General features: G+C 61.5%; 13 protein-coding genes and 5 tRNA genes. 11 read left to right on the forward strand and 7 right to left on the reverse strand.

What is annotated here, in order from left to right; all coding sequences use genetic code 11:
- Nucleotides 1–5 precede the first annotated feature (5 nt).
- The 3 genes from hisA to hisB form a co-directional block, all read right to left on the reverse strand.
- Nucleotides 6–752 (reverse strand): 1-(5-phosphoribosyl)-5-[(5-phosphoribosylamino)methylideneamino]imidazole-4-carboxamide isomerase, encoded by a 747-nt coding sequence (hisA, locus tag QD280_RS10080; RefSeq protein ID WP_043336722.1) that lies wholly within the window; start codon nucleotides 750–752, stop codon nucleotides 6–8.
- A gap of 115 nt (nucleotides 753–867) precedes the next feature.
- The gene (gene hisH, locus QD280_RS10085; protein WP_054555217.1) at nucleotides 868–1,509 is read right to left on the reverse strand and encodes an imidazole glycerol phosphate synthase subunit HisH; all 642 of its coding nucleotides are present in this window, start codon (nucleotides 1,507–1,509) and stop codon (nucleotides 868–870) included.
- Between the two features lie 69 nt (nucleotides 1,510–1,578).
- Nucleotides 1,579–2,172 (reverse strand): imidazoleglycerol-phosphate dehydratase HisB, encoded by a 594-nt coding sequence (gene hisB, locus QD280_RS10090; RefSeq protein WP_043336716.1) that lies wholly within the window; start codon nucleotides 2,170–2,172, stop codon nucleotides 1,579–1,581.
- Between the two features lie 260 nt (nucleotides 2,173–2,432).
- Here hisB and QD280_RS10095 point away from each other — a divergent pair, with 260 nt between their 5' ends.
- The 9 genes from QD280_RS10095 (at nucleotide 2,433) to QD280_RS10135 (ending at nucleotide 7,901) form a co-directional block, all read left to right on the forward strand.
- A complete protein-coding gene (locus tag QD280_RS10095) occupies nucleotides 2,433–2,918 on the forward strand; it encodes an acetyl-CoA sensor PanZ family protein (protein WP_225347481.1) in 486 nt (161 codons plus the stop codon).
- A 240-nt stretch (nucleotides 2,919–3,158) separates the two neighbouring features.
- Nucleotides 3,159–5,552, forward strand: a complete 2,394-nt coding sequence (locus QD280_RS10100; protein WP_279839138.1) for an AsmA family protein — start codon at nucleotides 3,159–3,161, stop codon at nucleotides 5,550–5,552.
- Between the two features lie 110 nt (nucleotides 5,553–5,662).
- Nucleotides 5,663–6,835, forward strand: a complete 1,173-nt coding sequence (gene mutY / locus QD280_RS10105) for an A/G-specific adenine glycosylase (protein WP_279839139.1) — start codon at nucleotides 5,663–5,665, stop codon at nucleotides 6,833–6,835.
- A gap of 138 nt (nucleotides 6,836–6,973) precedes the next feature.
- The gene (locus tag QD280_RS10110) at nucleotides 6,974–7,285 is read left to right on the forward strand and encodes an oxidative damage protection protein (protein ID WP_052384882.1); all 312 of its coding nucleotides are present in this window, start codon (nucleotides 6,974–6,976) and stop codon (nucleotides 7,283–7,285) included.
- 104 nt (nucleotides 7,286–7,389) lie between these two features.
- Nucleotides 7,390–7,465: transfer RNA gene (locus tag QD280_RS10115), tRNA-Phe, on the forward strand.
- A 5-nt stretch (nucleotides 7,466–7,470) separates the two neighbouring features.
- Nucleotides 7,471–7,545: transfer RNA gene (locus QD280_RS10120), tRNA-Gln, on the forward strand.
- A gap of 49 nt (nucleotides 7,546–7,594) precedes the next feature.
- Nucleotides 7,595–7,670: transfer RNA gene (locus tag QD280_RS10125), tRNA-Thr, on the forward strand.
- Between the two features lie 77 nt (nucleotides 7,671–7,747).
- Nucleotides 7,748–7,823 (forward strand) — tRNA-Phe (locus QD280_RS10130).
- Nucleotides 7,824–7,826: 3 nt separating this feature from the next.
- A tRNA-Gln gene (locus QD280_RS10135) sits at nucleotides 7,827–7,901 on the forward strand.
- A gap of 129 nt (nucleotides 7,902–8,030) precedes the next feature.
- On the opposite strand, the gene QD280_RS10140 is transcribed toward QD280_RS10135, so the two are convergent.
- The 4 genes from QD280_RS10140 to QD280_RS10155 form a co-directional block, all read right to left on the reverse strand.
- Complete coding sequence (locus QD280_RS10140; RefSeq protein ID WP_347881964.1) at nucleotides 8,031–9,308, reverse strand: sigma-54 dependent transcriptional regulator; 1,278 nt, start codon at nucleotides 9,306–9,308, stop codon at nucleotides 8,031–8,033.
- A gap of 154 nt (nucleotides 9,309–9,462) precedes the next feature.
- The gene (locus QD280_RS10145; protein WP_192838697.1) at nucleotides 9,463–9,846 is read right to left on the reverse strand and encodes a hypothetical protein; all 384 of its coding nucleotides are present in this window, start codon (nucleotides 9,844–9,846) and stop codon (nucleotides 9,463–9,465) included.
- Nucleotides 9,847–9,962: 116 nt separating this feature from the next.
- Entirely contained in the window at nucleotides 9,963–10,853 is an 891-nt protein-coding gene (locus tag QD280_RS10150; RefSeq protein ID WP_279839141.1) for a hypothetical protein, read from the reverse strand.
- A gap of 25 nt (nucleotides 10,854–10,878) precedes the next feature.
- Nucleotides 10,879–11,793: a CsgG/HfaB family protein gene (locus tag QD280_RS10155; protein ID WP_279839142.1), complete on the reverse strand. Its 915-nt coding sequence runs from the start codon at nucleotides 11,791–11,793 to the stop codon at nucleotides 10,879–10,881.
- Between the two features lie 589 nt (nucleotides 11,794–12,382).
- On the opposite strand from QD280_RS10155, the gene thpD reads away from it, so the two are divergent.
- Nucleotides 12,383–13,489 carry an ectoine hydroxylase gene (gene thpD / locus QD280_RS10160; protein WP_347881965.1) on the forward strand — a complete coding sequence of 369 codons (1,107 nt, stop codon included), beginning with the start codon at nucleotides 12,383–12,385 and terminating at the stop codon, nucleotides 13,487–13,489.
- 247 nt (nucleotides 13,490–13,736) lie between these two features.
- Nucleotides 13,737–14,471: a fumarylacetoacetate hydrolase family protein gene (locus QD280_RS10165; protein WP_279839143.1), complete on the forward strand. Its 735-nt coding sequence runs from the start codon at nucleotides 13,737–13,739 to the stop codon at nucleotides 14,469–14,471.
- The last annotated feature ends 88 nt before the right edge of the window (nucleotides 14,472–14,559 follow it).

Consider the following 14,559-nt stretch of genomic DNA (forward strand, 5'->3'; position numbering starts at 1 on the left):
TCCCCTCAGGCCTTGCGGCCGGTGATGGAGTCGGACAGCGCCTGCGCTTCGGCGATGTCCAGGCTGCCTTCATAGATGGCGCGGCCGGTGATGGCGCCGAGGATGCCCTGATCGGCCACTTCGGCCAGGCCACGGATGTCATCCAGGTTGGTCACGCCGCCGGACGCGATCACCGGGATACCGCCTTCGCGGGCCAGTGCCACGGTGGCTTCGATGTTGACGCCCTGCATCATGCCGTCGCGGGCGATGTCGGTGTAGACGATGGAGGACACGCCGTCGTTGGCGAAGCGCTTGGCCAGCTCGGTGGCCTTGATGGTGGAGACTTCGGCCCAGCCATCGGTGGCCACGAAGCCGTCACGCGCATCGAGACCGACGATGATGCGGCCGGGGAAGGCGCGGCACATCTCGGCGACGAAGGCCGGTTCCTTCACGGCCTTGGTGCCGATGATGACCTGGCCGACGCCGGCTTCCAGATAGTGCTCGATGGTCGCGGCATCACGGATGCCACCACCGATCTGGATCGGCAGCTCCGGGTAGGCGCGGGCGATGCGTGTCACGGCGTCGCCATTGACCGGCTTGCCTTCGAAGGCACCGTTGAGATCGACCAGATGCAGACGACGGCCACCGGCCTCGACCCAGCGCGCGGCCATGGCCAGCGGGTCATCGCCGTAGTTGGTGGAGTCTTCCATACGGCCTTGCTTCAGGCGTACGCACTGACCGTCCTTGAGATCGATCGCGGGGATTACCAGCATGTCGGGTGTCCTCTCGGCGTGTCTGGGCACGCCTGTATTGTCGTCGGTATATCGAAGGCGGATGTATCGGCGTCCGTCACGCGAGACAGACGCCGAGGGTCACGCGGGCGAGCCTTCAGGGCTGCCAGCGGACGAAGTTCTCGAGCAGCTTGAGGCCGGCGGCCGCGCTCTTCTCCGGGTGGAACTGCACCGCGAACAGGCTGCCCTCACCGATGGCGACGTGCGCCTCGGCACCGGCGTAGTGCGTGGCGCCGTAGACCTTGGAGCGCTCGCTGGCCGACACATAGAAGCTGTGCACGAAGTAGAAGCGCGAGTTGTCCTCGATGCCTTCCCACAGCGCGTGGCCCTGGGTGTGCGCGACATGGTTCCAGCCCATGTGCGGCACCTTGAGGCGCTGGCCGTGTTCGTCCAGCTGCTGGTCATCGAAGCGTTTCACGTCGCCCTTGAAGTAGGCGAGGCAATCGATGCCACCGTTCTCTTCGCTGCGCTCCATCAGCATCTGCTGACCGACACACACGCCCAGCAGCGGCTTGCTGTGGTTGCTCAGCAGCTCGCCGACCAGACCACGCAACTCGGCGCGTTCAAGCTCGCCCATGCAGTCACGGATGGCGCCCTGGCCGGGCAGCACCACGCGGGTGGCGCCGCGGATGGCGCGCGGGTCGCTGGTGATCACGACATTCTCGTCAGCCACGTGCTCAAGCGCCTTGGCGACGGAGTGCAGGTTGCCCATGCCATAGTCGATGACGGCAATCGTCATGTCTTTCTCCCGAAGGCCGGAGCAGGCTCCGGCGCTGGATGTCAGGCGTCTGGCGCCCGGATCATTCGTTTACAGCGAGCCCTTGGTGGAGGCGATACGGCCTCCCATACGCTCGTCCTCTTCCACCGCCATGCGCACGGCACGGCCGAAGGCCTTGAAGATGGTCTCGGCCTGGTGGTGGGCATTGAAGCCCTTGAGGTTGTCGATATGCAGGGTGGCGCCAGCGTGATTGACGAAGCCCTGGAAGAATTCCCAGAACAGCTGGGTATCGAAGCGACCGATGTTGCCGCGGGTGAACTCGCACTGCATGAACAGGCCCGGACGACCGGAGAAGTCGATCACCACGCGAGACAGGGCTTCATCCAGCGGCACGTAGGCATGGCCGTAGCGGCGGATGCCGGCCTTGTTGCCCAGCGCCTGCGCGAAGGCCTGACCCAGGGTGATGCCGATGTCCTCGACGGTGTGGTGGTCATCGATATGCAGGTCGCCATCGCAGTCGACCTCGATGTCGATCACGCCGTGACGGGCGATCTGGTCCATCATGTGTTCGAGGAAGGGCACGCCAGTGTTGGCGCTCAGCTTGCCTTCACCGTCCAGATTGATGCGGACCCGGATCTTGGTTTCCGAGGTGTTGCGATGAACTTCGGCGATACGCTCTACCATGATGTCTCTCCAGCGGTCGGTGACACCATCAGCGGCTTCGAGGCCGATGGGGTCTGGGCGCAGTCTGGGGCCTTTGGTAAGAGAGGCGTGTGTCCAGTCCGGCCGGGAAGTGCGCATCATGTGGTTATTGTCATGTGATGTCGCAATCGAAATCGTGATCAGGGCATTGACGACGGCAGAGAGCCGTCGGCGGGGCGCTTGATCGGCGGCAGGCGCGTCGTCTTTGTGCCTGCCCGACCCGTCATTATAGAGAAAGGACAATGGCATCCGCTACAATGGCGGGCATTCATATCGCGGGCGAGGATCTCACCATGCCGGTCACTCTTCAGATGATCGATCACGCACGCTGGCAAACCGATGAGCAAGTCCGTATCGATCTGTCGCGTATCTATCACGAAGCCCCCAGTGAGCGTCTCCCGCTCGCCCCGGATGACTTCATTCAGGCCAATCTCGCCGCGGGACACCGCTTCTGCAGCGCCTTCTTCAACGATCGTCATATCGGCGCGCTACTCTGCGAGGATGAAGGCGATGCCTGGAAGATCAGCCATTGCTGCGTGCGCAAGAGCACGCGTCGACGCGGTGTCGGTACGCGCCTGATGGCGCTGCTGTCGCTGGAAGCGGCCAGTGCCCAGCGTCTGCTGGTCGTGCCGAGTCAGGGATTGACCCTGGCCGACGAGCTGCTGGTATCACGTCTGGGCTATGTGCGAGACCCCGCTCGCGACGGCTTCGTGCTGGCGCAGGAGTGAACCCGGTCGTTGCCGGATGCGGAACTGACGTCAACGCGACCTGTCCACCGGCTGTGTCATCATCGATGTTGTCTTGAGGCTGTCTCGCTGTGCGGGAGGATGGCGCGCAGCGCTCGAGCTAGATGATGAGCGGGAGAAAGGGCATCGCCTGATGCCACGAGTCCCCAGCGCCATTCCATGTGCTGCCCTCTGGAGTGAGGGCACCGTAGCAATTCTCATCGTGTCAAAGGGAGGACGCAGATGAAAGCACTGTTCAGAGCCTTGCTGGCCATCGTCGGAGTACTGGCGTTGGTGGTCGTGGCAGGGGTGATCTATGTCACTACCTTCCTCGATCCGAATGATCTCAAGCCGCGACTGGTCAAGGCGGTCAAGGACCAGGCGGGGCTGGAACTGGCCCTGAACGGCCCGCTGGACTGGTCCTTCTATCCGCGTCTCGGCGTCAGCGTCGAGGACGCCGAAGCCTGGCTGCCGGAGCAGGAGCGTGACCAGTCACCGTTCGCCTCCTTTACCCGCGCGGAAGTCGGCGTGTCCTTCACGCCACTGCTGAGCGGTGAGGTCGAAGTCGAAGGCGTCTTCCTCGACGGCCTCAAGCTGGCGCTCGAGCGTGATGCACAGGGGCGTGGCAACTGGGAAAGCCTGCTTGAGCATGCGGCGACGGCCGCCGACAGTGGCGCGGCGGATGAAGCGCTGCCGCCGGCCAAGAGCGCCGGTGTGGCGCTGGCGGATGACACGACGCCGTCGGTGCAGAATGGCGCCGGCAGCATGGCGGTCAATCTCGATATCGCCTCGGTGCAGGTCACCAATGGTCAGATCGCCTATCAGGATGCGGCCAGCGGGCTCGACATGACGCTCAATGACGTGGCGTTGACGTCCTCCAACGTCAGCCCCGACAAGGCCTTCCCGGTCGAGCTGTCGTTCGTGGCCGATGGACGTGAGCCGGAGCTTCAGAGCACCGTCAGCCTCGATGGCAAGGTGGCGCTGGACCTGCAGGGCGGCCGTCATGTGCTGACCGGCGTGAGCCTGGATACCACCACGCGCATGCCGTCGCTGGGTGACAAGGACCAGAGCGTGGCGCTGGACATCGACACCCTGACGCTGGACACCGACAAGCAGCTGTATCTGGCCGATGGCGCCGAGCTGGACGCGACGCTCCATCAGGCCGCGTTGGGTGACAAGGCCCTGCCGCTGAAAGCCACCTTCGGTGCCGAAGCGGACCTGGCGGCAGGCACGGCGAATCTCGAGAATCTGCTGCTGACCTCCGGCAGTGACCTGCGTCTCAGCGGGGCGCTCAAGGCCAAGGACATCACCGGCGATGCGCTCAGCTATAGCGGCCAGTTCAAGCTGGCACCGCTGTCGCCCAAGGCGTGGATGACGCGTGTCGGCATGGAGGCGCCGCAGACCGCCAAGAGCAGCGCGCTGACCTCGCTGGCCTTCTCCAGCCCGTTCAAGGGCGACATGTCGCAGGTGCAGCTGACCAACCTGGTGATGGCGCTGGATGACACCACCATCAATGGGCGTCTCGGCTCGTCCTTCGATGCCTCGCAGATCACCTTCGATCTGGATGTCGACGCGCTCAATCTCGATGACTACCTGGCACCGGCGGGCGCAGACGAGAAGACGGCAAGCCTGGGGGAAGCGCTCACGGCGGGCGTGATCGCGCCGGTCTATGCGGCCGATGGCGACGCGGAGCTGCTGCCGGTGGCATTGCTCAAGACGCTGGGGCTTCAGGGGCAGCTGGATATCGGCACGCTGATCGCCTCGGGACTCGAGATGAGCAAGGTGACCGCCAAGCTGTCCGGCCAGCCGGGTGTTCAGCAGCTCGATAGCCTGACGGCCAGCCTCTATGGCGGCTCGCTGGCGGCCAATGCGCGCATCGACAGCCGCAAGACACCGCTGAGCATGAGCTTCGGCGAGAAACTGAGCAATCTGGATATCGCGCCGTTCCTCAAGGCGCTGGCGCCGGAGCAGAAGGGCATCCTGCGCGGTCGCCTGACGCTCAATGGTGACTACACCACCAGCACCAATCAGATCGACAGCATCAAGCGCAACCTGAACGGCAAGGGCAACTTCGAGATTCGCAATGGCGAGGTGCTCGACGTCAATGTCTCCAGGGAGATGTGCACTGCCGTGGCGACGCTGAGTGGCAAGACCTCCTCGCGCGAGTGGAAGGCCAATACGCCGCTGGAGCGCGCGCAGGGCAGCTTCACGGTCACCAATGGCGTGATCAGCAATCAGGATCTCGCCCTGGCGATCCCGGGCATCGCGCTGGACGGTAAGGGCCAGCTCAACCTGCCGACCGAGGCCTTCGACTACAACGTGGCGGCGCGCTTCATCGAGGGCGCGGATGACGCGGCCTGTGAGGTCAATCCGCGTCTGATCAAGCTGCGCTTCCCAGTGCAGTGTCAGGGCAATCTGAGCGGTGAGCCGGGCGAGTGGTGTGGCTTCGATCAGAAAGGCTTCCAGAGTGCCGCAGCGGAACTGGCCAAGGATGAAGCCAAGCGCAAGGCGGGCGAGAAGGTCAGCGAGAAGCTGGATGAGAAGCTCGACGAAGATACCCGCAAGAAGATCGACGACAAGCTGGGCGAAGGCGCCAGCGACAAGCTGAAGGGCGCGATTCAGGGGCTGTTCAACTGATCACGCGCTCCCTTCGCAGCAAGACCGGCACGCCAGCTCCTCGGGGCTGGCGTGCTGCCGTTTGAGCCCAGGCCATGGCGTCGACCATGGCGCGAGCAGAGGAAGTTTTGATGGCGCGACCTGACACTGCTGCCACGCCAGACGTGACAGCTCCCGAGAGCCACGCCACACCCGGCTTCGAAGACATCGCCCTGAGCCCCGAGGCGTTTCAGGCGCGCGTGTTCGACTGGTTCGATGAGCATGGCCGCAAGCATCTGCCCTGGCAGGAGAACACCACGCCGTATCGCGTGTGGGTCTCGGAGATCATGCTCCAGCAGACCCAGGTTGCGACGGTGTTGCCGTACTATGCCCGCTTCATGGAGCGCTTCCCGGATGTCGCGGCGCTGGCGGCGGCGGATATCGACGACGTGCTGCACCTATGGACGGGCCTTGGCTACTACGCGCGGGCGCGCAATCTGCACAAGGCCGCGCAGCAGGTCGTGAATGAGCACGACGGTGCCTTCCCGGTCGAGAGTGTCGAGGCACTGTCGGCCTTGCCGGGCATCGGGCGTTCGACCGCCGGGGCGATCATCAGCATCAGCACCGGACAGCGGGCGCCGATTCTCGATGGCAACGTCAAGCGCGTGCTGGCTCGCCTGCATGCCGTGGAGGGCTGGCCGGGCCGTCCGGCGGTGGAGCGCAAGCTGTGGACGCTGGCGGAGCGCTACACGCCGCAGGTGCGGCTGGCGGACTGGACCCAGGCGATGATGGATCTCGGGGCCACTCTGTGCACGCGCGGCAGCAAGCCGGATTGCGCGCGTTGCCCCTTCGAGGAAGTCTGCGTGGCGCATGCGCGTGGCGAAGAGAAGCGCTTCCCCGAGAGCAAGCCCAAGAAGACCATTCCGACGCGTCAGACGTTGATGTTGCTGGTCAGTGATGCGGCGGGGAAGATCCTGCTGGAACGCCGTCCGCCGACGGGCATCTGGGGCGGCCTGTGGGCGCCGCCACTGGTCGAGGACCGCGAGGCCGCGCGGGAATGGGTCGCTCGCGAAGCCCGCGGCGCCCATCTGGAGGCGCCACTGGCGAGTTTCGAGCATGTCTTCAGCCACTTCCGGCTGACCATCACGCCGCAGCCGGTACAGCTGGGGGAGGCAGGGCTTGCGCCAGCTCAAGCGGCCGGGAGCGTCAACGAGTCAGCCGCCGACCGCCGCTTCGTCGACCCTGCCGCGCCGGACGCCGTGGGCCTGCCGGCGCCGGTCAAGGCGCTGCTGGCGCGCTGCACGGATGATCTGTTCGGCCTGTGAGGCCTTGCTGGCGTCGGCATCGGCCGCACGTCTGGGGCAAAGCGGCTCAAGCGTGCGAGAATGAGGCAACAGTAAGGGCGTCTGGCGAAGGCTCGACGCTCATCCGCACTGACATCCAGTTCTCTTACGGAGTTACCCATGCGCACCGTACATTGCCGCAAGTATGACCAGGACCTGCCGGGTCTCGATTTTCCGCCGCTGCCGGGCGAGAAGGGCCAGGACATCTGGTCCAACGTCTCGAAGCAGGCATGGGAAGAGTGGCAGGCGCTGCAGACGCGTCTGATCAACGAGAAGCACCTCAACATGATGGATGCCGACAGCCGTCGCTATCTGATGGAGCAGATGGATCGCTTCTTCAACAACCAGGAGACGGATCAGGCCGAAGGTTTCGTGCCGACGGATGCCGCCGCCAAGGGTGAATCGCAGGGCGGACAGGGCTACGAAGTCTGAGTGGACGGCGAGGACGGCGGAAGGCGAATTACGACGCCAAATTCTTGATAAGCAAGGGTTGACGTCGGGAAAGGTTTTCTATTTAATACGTCCTCGTTGGCAAGGGCCAGATAGCTCAGTTGGTAGAGCAGGGGATTGAAAATCCCCGTGTCGGCGGTTCGATTCCGTCTCTGGCCACCAAGTGTTGGGGTATAGCCAAGTGGTAAGGCACCGGTTTTTGGTATCGGCATTCCCAGGTTCGAGTCCTGGTACCCCAGCCAGCTGACATGCAGTAACGTAGTAAGAAGACTCATATCATGAGTTCTTTGTGCCGGCTTAGCTCAGTTGGTAGAGCAACTGACTTGTAATCAGTAGGTCGAGGGTTCGACTCCTTTAGCCGGCACCATCTTCAGGCTTCTGTAGATGAGCGAAGAACACACGATATAGAGGTCGCCTTGGCGGCTTTTTTTGTGTCTTCAGGTTGGCCAGATAGCTCAGTTGGTAGAGCAGGGGATTGAAAATCCCCGTGTCGGCGGTTCGATTCCGTCTCTGGCCACCAAATTGGGGTATAGCCAAGTGGTAAGGCACCGGTTTTTGGTATCGGCATTCCCAGGTTCGAGTCCTGGTACCCCAGCCAATTCTGGCTAGCTGATGAAGTCGCAGGATGAATTCGGCAGCCAACAGAAAAGCCACCCCTCGGGGTGGCTTTTTTGCGTCTGGAGTATAGGTCAGGAGGGCGAAGGGCATGCCTCGGCCGGCGCTCATCTCAGTGCGAGGTGGGCTCGTCCGGGTGCATCGCCAGCCAGCTCAGGCGCTTGCGATAGATGGTGGAGGGCGCGATCTCCAGTATCGCCGCAGCGCGGGGGATACTGCCATCACAGGCGCTGATGACGCTCTCGATCGCCTCGCGTTCGACCATCCACAACGGGCGCAACGTGGTCTCGCTGTCCTCCGGCGCGTTGTGGCTGAGAGGCGTGCGATACGCCGTGCTGCTGGGCAGGTCCAGCATGTCGGCCGTCAGCACCTCACCATCATTGAGGATGATGGCGCGCCGTAGCGTGTTTTCCAGCTCTCGCACGTTGCCGGGCCAGTCATGGGCCAGCAGCTGACGCTCGGCGCACGCACTGAGTCGTGTGAAGCGTTTGCCTTCGTGGCCTGCCATGCGCCCCAACAGCCCGGTGGCGATCTCCAGGATATCCTGACCGCGCTCGCGCAGCGGCGGCACCTTCAGCGGAATGACGTGCAGGCGATAGAAGAGGTCTTCCCGGAAGCGGTGGGTATCGACCAGTACCCGCGGGTTCTGATGCGTGGCGCACACGATGCGGCAATTGACCTCTACCGTGCGCGTGGCACCCACCGGCATTACCTGTCCTGTCTGCAGGAAGCGCAGCAGCTTGCTCTGCAAGGGTAGCGGCAGCTCCGCGATCTCATCGAGAAACAGCGTCCCCCCATCTGCCGCCACGGCGAGCCCCTGCTGGGCGCTCACGGCCCCCGTGAAAGCCCCGCGCACATGTCCGAACAATTGCGACTCCAGCAGCTCTGCCGGAATGGCGGCACAATTGACGGCGATGAACGGGCCGTCACGTACCGGGCTATGGCGGTGAATGGCAGTGGCACACAATTCCTTGCCGCTGCCGCTTTCGCCGGTGATGAAGATGGGAGCGTCCGAGTGGGCGACCTGGATGAGAGTGCGATAGAGCGTCTGCATGGCCGATGAGTCTCCGATAAACTCCCCAAAACCGCGAGGTCGCTTTACCGGTAGTTCCCTTACCCGCGAGGTAGTGGAGATATCGTCAGCCAGATTCAATGCAGTAGCCGATGATGCAGCCTGATGAGCTTTCAGTGCGGTCATGAGTGTTGTTCCCTTGCTGCTGGTCTTTCTGCATTGCCTGCGCTTCGTGCGAGCGGGCTGCGAAAGAATAATTGTCGGGCTGCTTCTGGTGACAGCCTCACCGGAGAGTCTGGATTCTCCAGCGTTGAGTGTTCGTCTTGGGGGTTTATCGAGTACCCATATAGAGGTTAATGACTTGTGCGAGATGATCATGGCGGCTTTTAGTGCGTTTTTTCCGCTCCCCCTGAGTGGCAGACTTCTCAGTCTCGACGCTTGCCTGGCTGACCAACTCTCTACTCACGCTGAAAGGGTGAGTTCTGGTATCTGACGGTCTGTCTTCCCGCGGATGACTGTCCCGAGCAGTGCATCACTGGGCGTCTTCCTCCTCATCTTCGTTGTTGTGGGTAATGGTGAAGTCAGTCGACGACGTCTGAGAACTGCCATCCGCGGACTGATCCGCAGTGCTGTCGATGGTGCCGGTGGAGCCATCACTCAGCGTCTGTTCGATCTGTTGCCAGTTGCCGATCGAGGTGCTGCTGCCGGTATTGAGGGTATATTCCCCGATATTGGTATCGGACCCTTCCCCCAGGCTGCCGGCCTTCTTGCTCTCGTAGAGGATCAGGGCGGTTTCTGCGCTACGTGCCGGAAAGTCGTAGGGGAAGGGCCCCATCAGCGAGTTGGCGCTGACCGTCGTGGCCAGCAGGCATCCCGCGCTGACGACCCCCAGGCTGATACGTGTAAAAGCATTCATGTCTTGCTCCTTTCGCTCTGTGAAAGATGCAGTGTCTGATGCGTGAAGACTCTTATGCCGGCAGGTACTGAAACACACGCGGGTCGCCCCGCGTGTGTTGGTTGCCTGCTGAGGATTTACGGAGTAACGGGGCCGACGGAGACGGACATGTTGTTACCCACAGAGGTGGCCGTGTTGCTGATGACCGGGCCCTCGAAGCTGCCTGCCGGCGGCAGATCCAGCGTGATGCCGCTGACTGTGGCAGTCGAGCTGATGTTGGCGAAGCTCATCTGGGTATTGTCGGCAATCAGGGCGCTATCGATCCCTGTGCTATCCAGAGTGACCGACAGATTGTTACCGACGGAGGTCGCGGAATTGTCCACTGTCAGGTTGAGGATGTCGCTGACCTCAGCCAGTGAGTCGACATTTGCCAGCTGGGGGCCGAAGGAGTGACGACCAGGCCCACCGCCATAGAGTTCGCTTCCGGACAGAGTCTGCTCATTATGCAGATTGACCATGGCATCGCTGTCGATGGAGATATTGTTGCCCACCGAGGTGGCAGCATTTTCCAGTGATTCAAGCTTGGTGATGTCAGGATTGGGCGTTGAGCCGGCATAGCTGATATAGACATCCACATCGGCCGATGCTTTCGCCATGGCATCTGCATCAGCTTCAGCCTTTAAGCCTTTGATTCCGGCACTGGCCTCAGCACTGGAGTTGGCTTTGGCTTTGGCGCTGAGGCTATCCACCAGCTCTATGGTCGGGTCGCCTGCTTCGCCAGCGCCGTAGCTGATATCACTGACGATAGCTGTGGATGACACATCGCCGACTTGCTTCTGCAGGCTTTCGATCATTACCAAGCCACCTGGATCTTTGATTTTCGGATCAATATAGACGTCAATATTGACATCGGTATTCACCTGACCATCCCAGTTCCAGTCCACGTTATCGAAGGCTTGCGCCTGACTTGCCATCATCACACCACTTACGAGACCGATGGCGACTGCGAGCTTATTATAGGTAGTCATTGTCATGTTCCTCATGAATGTTGACTTATTGTGCTGCGCTGGATGCTGCCGGTACTTCTGATGCGGGTGCTGCTTGCAACGGTGTTGCGACTGCTTCATTGCCACTTGCTGCATTGCTGCTGGTATTGGCTGCGGCCACTTGCTGCGTGTTGCTATTGTCATCTGCAACATGCTGTCCCGGGTGCAATGCACATTCCTGTCCCGCAGGTACAGGAAGTCCCAGGCCTTCAGTCAGAAGCTGATACGCGCCCATCTCCACGACTGATCTCACGCCCAGCTGCAGTGGCTCATTGCGCACTGCGCCGGAATCAAACTCGATCAACTGATTGCCGAAGAAGCGGTAGATGCCGGCTTCGACTTCGTAACCGACCACCTGCTTCTGCAGGCTGGTGACATAGACGGTGCGGAAGGTGCGGATATCGACCATGCGCAGATCCAGGCCGACGTTGATGACTGCAGTGCGAAGTCCGGCCCCGATTCCGCTGACGAACAGGCGGGCACCACCGCTTGAAATGTTGTAATTGAGCTCTGTCAGTGCACCGAGAACCACGAAATGCGAAGGGAGTACCGCGAGGTTTCGGGGGGTATAAGCCAATGCCTTCTGCTCGAAAAGTTGCTGCTCTGCCAGCGGGACTCGTACATCGAGACGCTCGGTAAGATGTACCTTGCGAGTCTTGTAGAGGGCACTTATCAGCATCTCGGATACGCCCTGGGTCACGGCAGCGCTCTCTGTCACGGTGGAGTAGCTGCGTTGACCGGTCTTGTCCGTCACCTGACCCACTGCAATCACAGGCAGGTTGGTGGCGCCTTGCACCCGGCTGAGTGATACGAGGCATTCACTATATGGCGTGTTGTTTGAGGTGACTGGTGGCCCTACGACCGGTTCGACATTGTCGAATTTCGGTTCGACAGCTGCGCAGCCCCCCAGCACTGTGGCCATGCAAGCGGCCATGCATATCCGTGGCTTAAACATGCTGGAAGTTCCCCTGGTGTGACGCATGATCCTGCGCCGTTATTTTTTCTCTGATATGTCTCTATCAGTTGTTCTGCCGTGTTTTCTAAAGGGCACGAAGCGTGCCAAACAATTTCACAATATTTCACAGACACTTACGCATTAATGCGCAATGTTGCGTGCGATGCGTTTTGCAAATGGCGAAGCGAAGTGAGGGGAAATACCACGGGCGTGGTGCCAGTGATGAGTCGCTGATTAAGCTGCTTGTCTCACGGAAGATGAGAATTCGTGGCAACAGGATGAGTCGGGACTGGCGAGAGGGGATGACTGAAGGAATTTGTCATCCGCGAGGCACAGGCAGCCTCATGTTTTCTTGAGAAGGGTGATGGCGGGTGTGGTGTGAGATTGGATGGTCTTTTAACGATGTTGCGGATCAGATCTCTATGCTTATTTCATGAATCTCGGGGTTGAAGTCTGTTGTATGGCCCATAGGTGGGACAGTGCGGGCAAGCCGCATGCTAGAACGCCAGATTCCACTTTCCTCAATGCAAGACATTGATGCCTTAAGGAGAGCATGATGACAGCTTCACGCCATATGACCTCGTACAACGCCACTTCTGCTCTTTCATCCAAGCAACGCCAGCATGAGCAGACCGATGGTGGCAACGTCAGCGCCGCTGCAGAAGCCTCCAACCAGCAGCTGGACGCCCGTCAGACCAATGCCGACCGTGATCAGGCGCCGGAAGCCTATCTCGACAAGTCGGGCAGCGACCGAGGGTCCGATCACTCGAGAGACGCCTATCCGACGCGCCTGAGCCAGCCGCCGGAGCATCTGTGGCAGAAGCGCCGTGAGCCCGTCGTGCACTCGCGTGCCGATGAGGGTCCGCTGGGCGCCGAGCAGCTCAAGCGTTTCAAGAGTGACGGCTTCCTGTTCGAGCCGGAATTCCTGACGCCGGAGGAAGTCGAGGCGCTGAAGACCGAGCTGGCAGCGCTGCTCGACAACGAAGAGTGGCAGGGGCGTGATTTCACCATCACCGAGCCCAAGAGCCGCGAGATTCGCTCCATCTTCGCCGTGCACTTCCTGTCCGAGCGCTTCCGCCAACTGGCAGAAGACCCGCGCCTGGTCGATCGCGCGCGCCAGATCCTGGGGGGCGATGTCTATCTCCACCAGTCGCGCATCAACTACAAGCCGGGCTTCGAGGGCAAGGGCTTCAACTGGCACTCGGACTTCGAGACCTGGCACGCCGAGGATGGCATGCCGGAGATGCGCGCGGTCAGCGCCTCGATCATCCTGACCGACAATCACCACTTCAATGGCCCGCTGATGCTGATCCCCGGCTCGCATGAAGTCTTCGTGCATTGCCTGGGCGAGACGCCGGATGACAACCACAAGTCATCCCTGCAGGCCCAGAAGGTCGGTGTGCCCTCGCGTGAAGCACTGAGCGAGCTGATCGCCGAACGTGGTATCGAAGCACCGACCGGTGCCGCCGGTGGTCTGTTGATGTTCGACTGCAATACGCTGCATGGCTCCAACGCCAACATGTCGCCGGACCCGCGCAGCAACGCCTTCTTCGTCTACAACCGTGTCGACAACGCGATGCAGGCACCCTTTGCCGCCGCGCGTCCGCGCCCGGAGTTTCTCGCGCACCGTCTCGATGGTGGCTGGGATGAACTTGAAGACTGAAGTTGAAGACCGAGCTTGAAGACTGAAGTGGAAGACCGAGCTTGAAGACTGAAGTGGAAGACCAAGCTTGAAAGCTGAGCTTTGAAGATCGAAGTGAACTGAACTGCACAACGCCGGGTTGCGCTCAGGCGGCGAAATCTCGGACGTTGGTGTGGTAGTGGCAGGCTGTCGGGGCGACGTATCATTGCGATATCTCTCATTGATCGTCTTTCATTGATCCTCCATCACGCCCCGACAGGAGTTCTGCATGCCGCTTGCTCAGCGTTTCACCCCGCGTTTCAGCGATGGTCGCGTCTTCGCTCATGACCTCGGCAAGGTGGTCTGTGTCGGCCGCAATTACGCAGCCCACGCCGCGGAGCTCGGCAATGAAGTGCCCAGCGAGCCGTTGCTGTTCATCAAGCCCGCCACCAGCGTGACGCCGATGGACAAGCCATTGGCGATCTCGCGGCGTCGCGGCCAGTACCATTACGAGGCCGAGCTGGCGCTGCTGATCGGCAAGCCGCTGTGTGAAGCCAGCGAAGCAGAGGCGCTGGAAGCACTGGCCGGCATGGGCTTGGCACTGGATCTGACCCTGCGTGAGCGCCAGAGCAAGCTCAAGGCCAAGGGCCAGCCGTGGGAGCTGGCCAAGGCCTTCGATGGCAGCTGTCCGTTGTCTTCCTTTGTGGCGCTGGAAGGGTCGCGTTGGCGCGATGCCGATGGCGAGCTGCGCAGCGTGGATTTCCAGGCGCTGCGCTATCGCTTCGCCATCGACGGCGAACAGCGCCAGCAGGCGGATACCAGCCTGATGCTGTTCTCCGTCGCGCGTCTGCTAAGTGAGATCAGCCACAGCTTCACCCTGCTGCCCGGCGATGTGGTGCTGACCGGCACACCGGAAGGCGTCGGCGAGCTGAATCCGGATCAGGCGCTGGCACTCGCGCTGGATGCCCCGGATGGCAGCGGCGAGCTGTTGCGTGTCGAGACACGCACGCGCGGCGTGGTATGACGTCTGGGGCTGAGACAGCCCAGAGTATGTAGACAGCAGCCCTGAGCGAGTTCTGAAAAAGAAAAGCCCCTGCCGGGTCACCGGCAGG

This window comes from Cobetia sp. 1AS1, assembly GCF_029846435.1.
Classification (GTDB): domain Bacteria; phylum Pseudomonadota; class Gammaproteobacteria; order Pseudomonadales; family Halomonadaceae; genus Cobetia; species Cobetia amphilecti.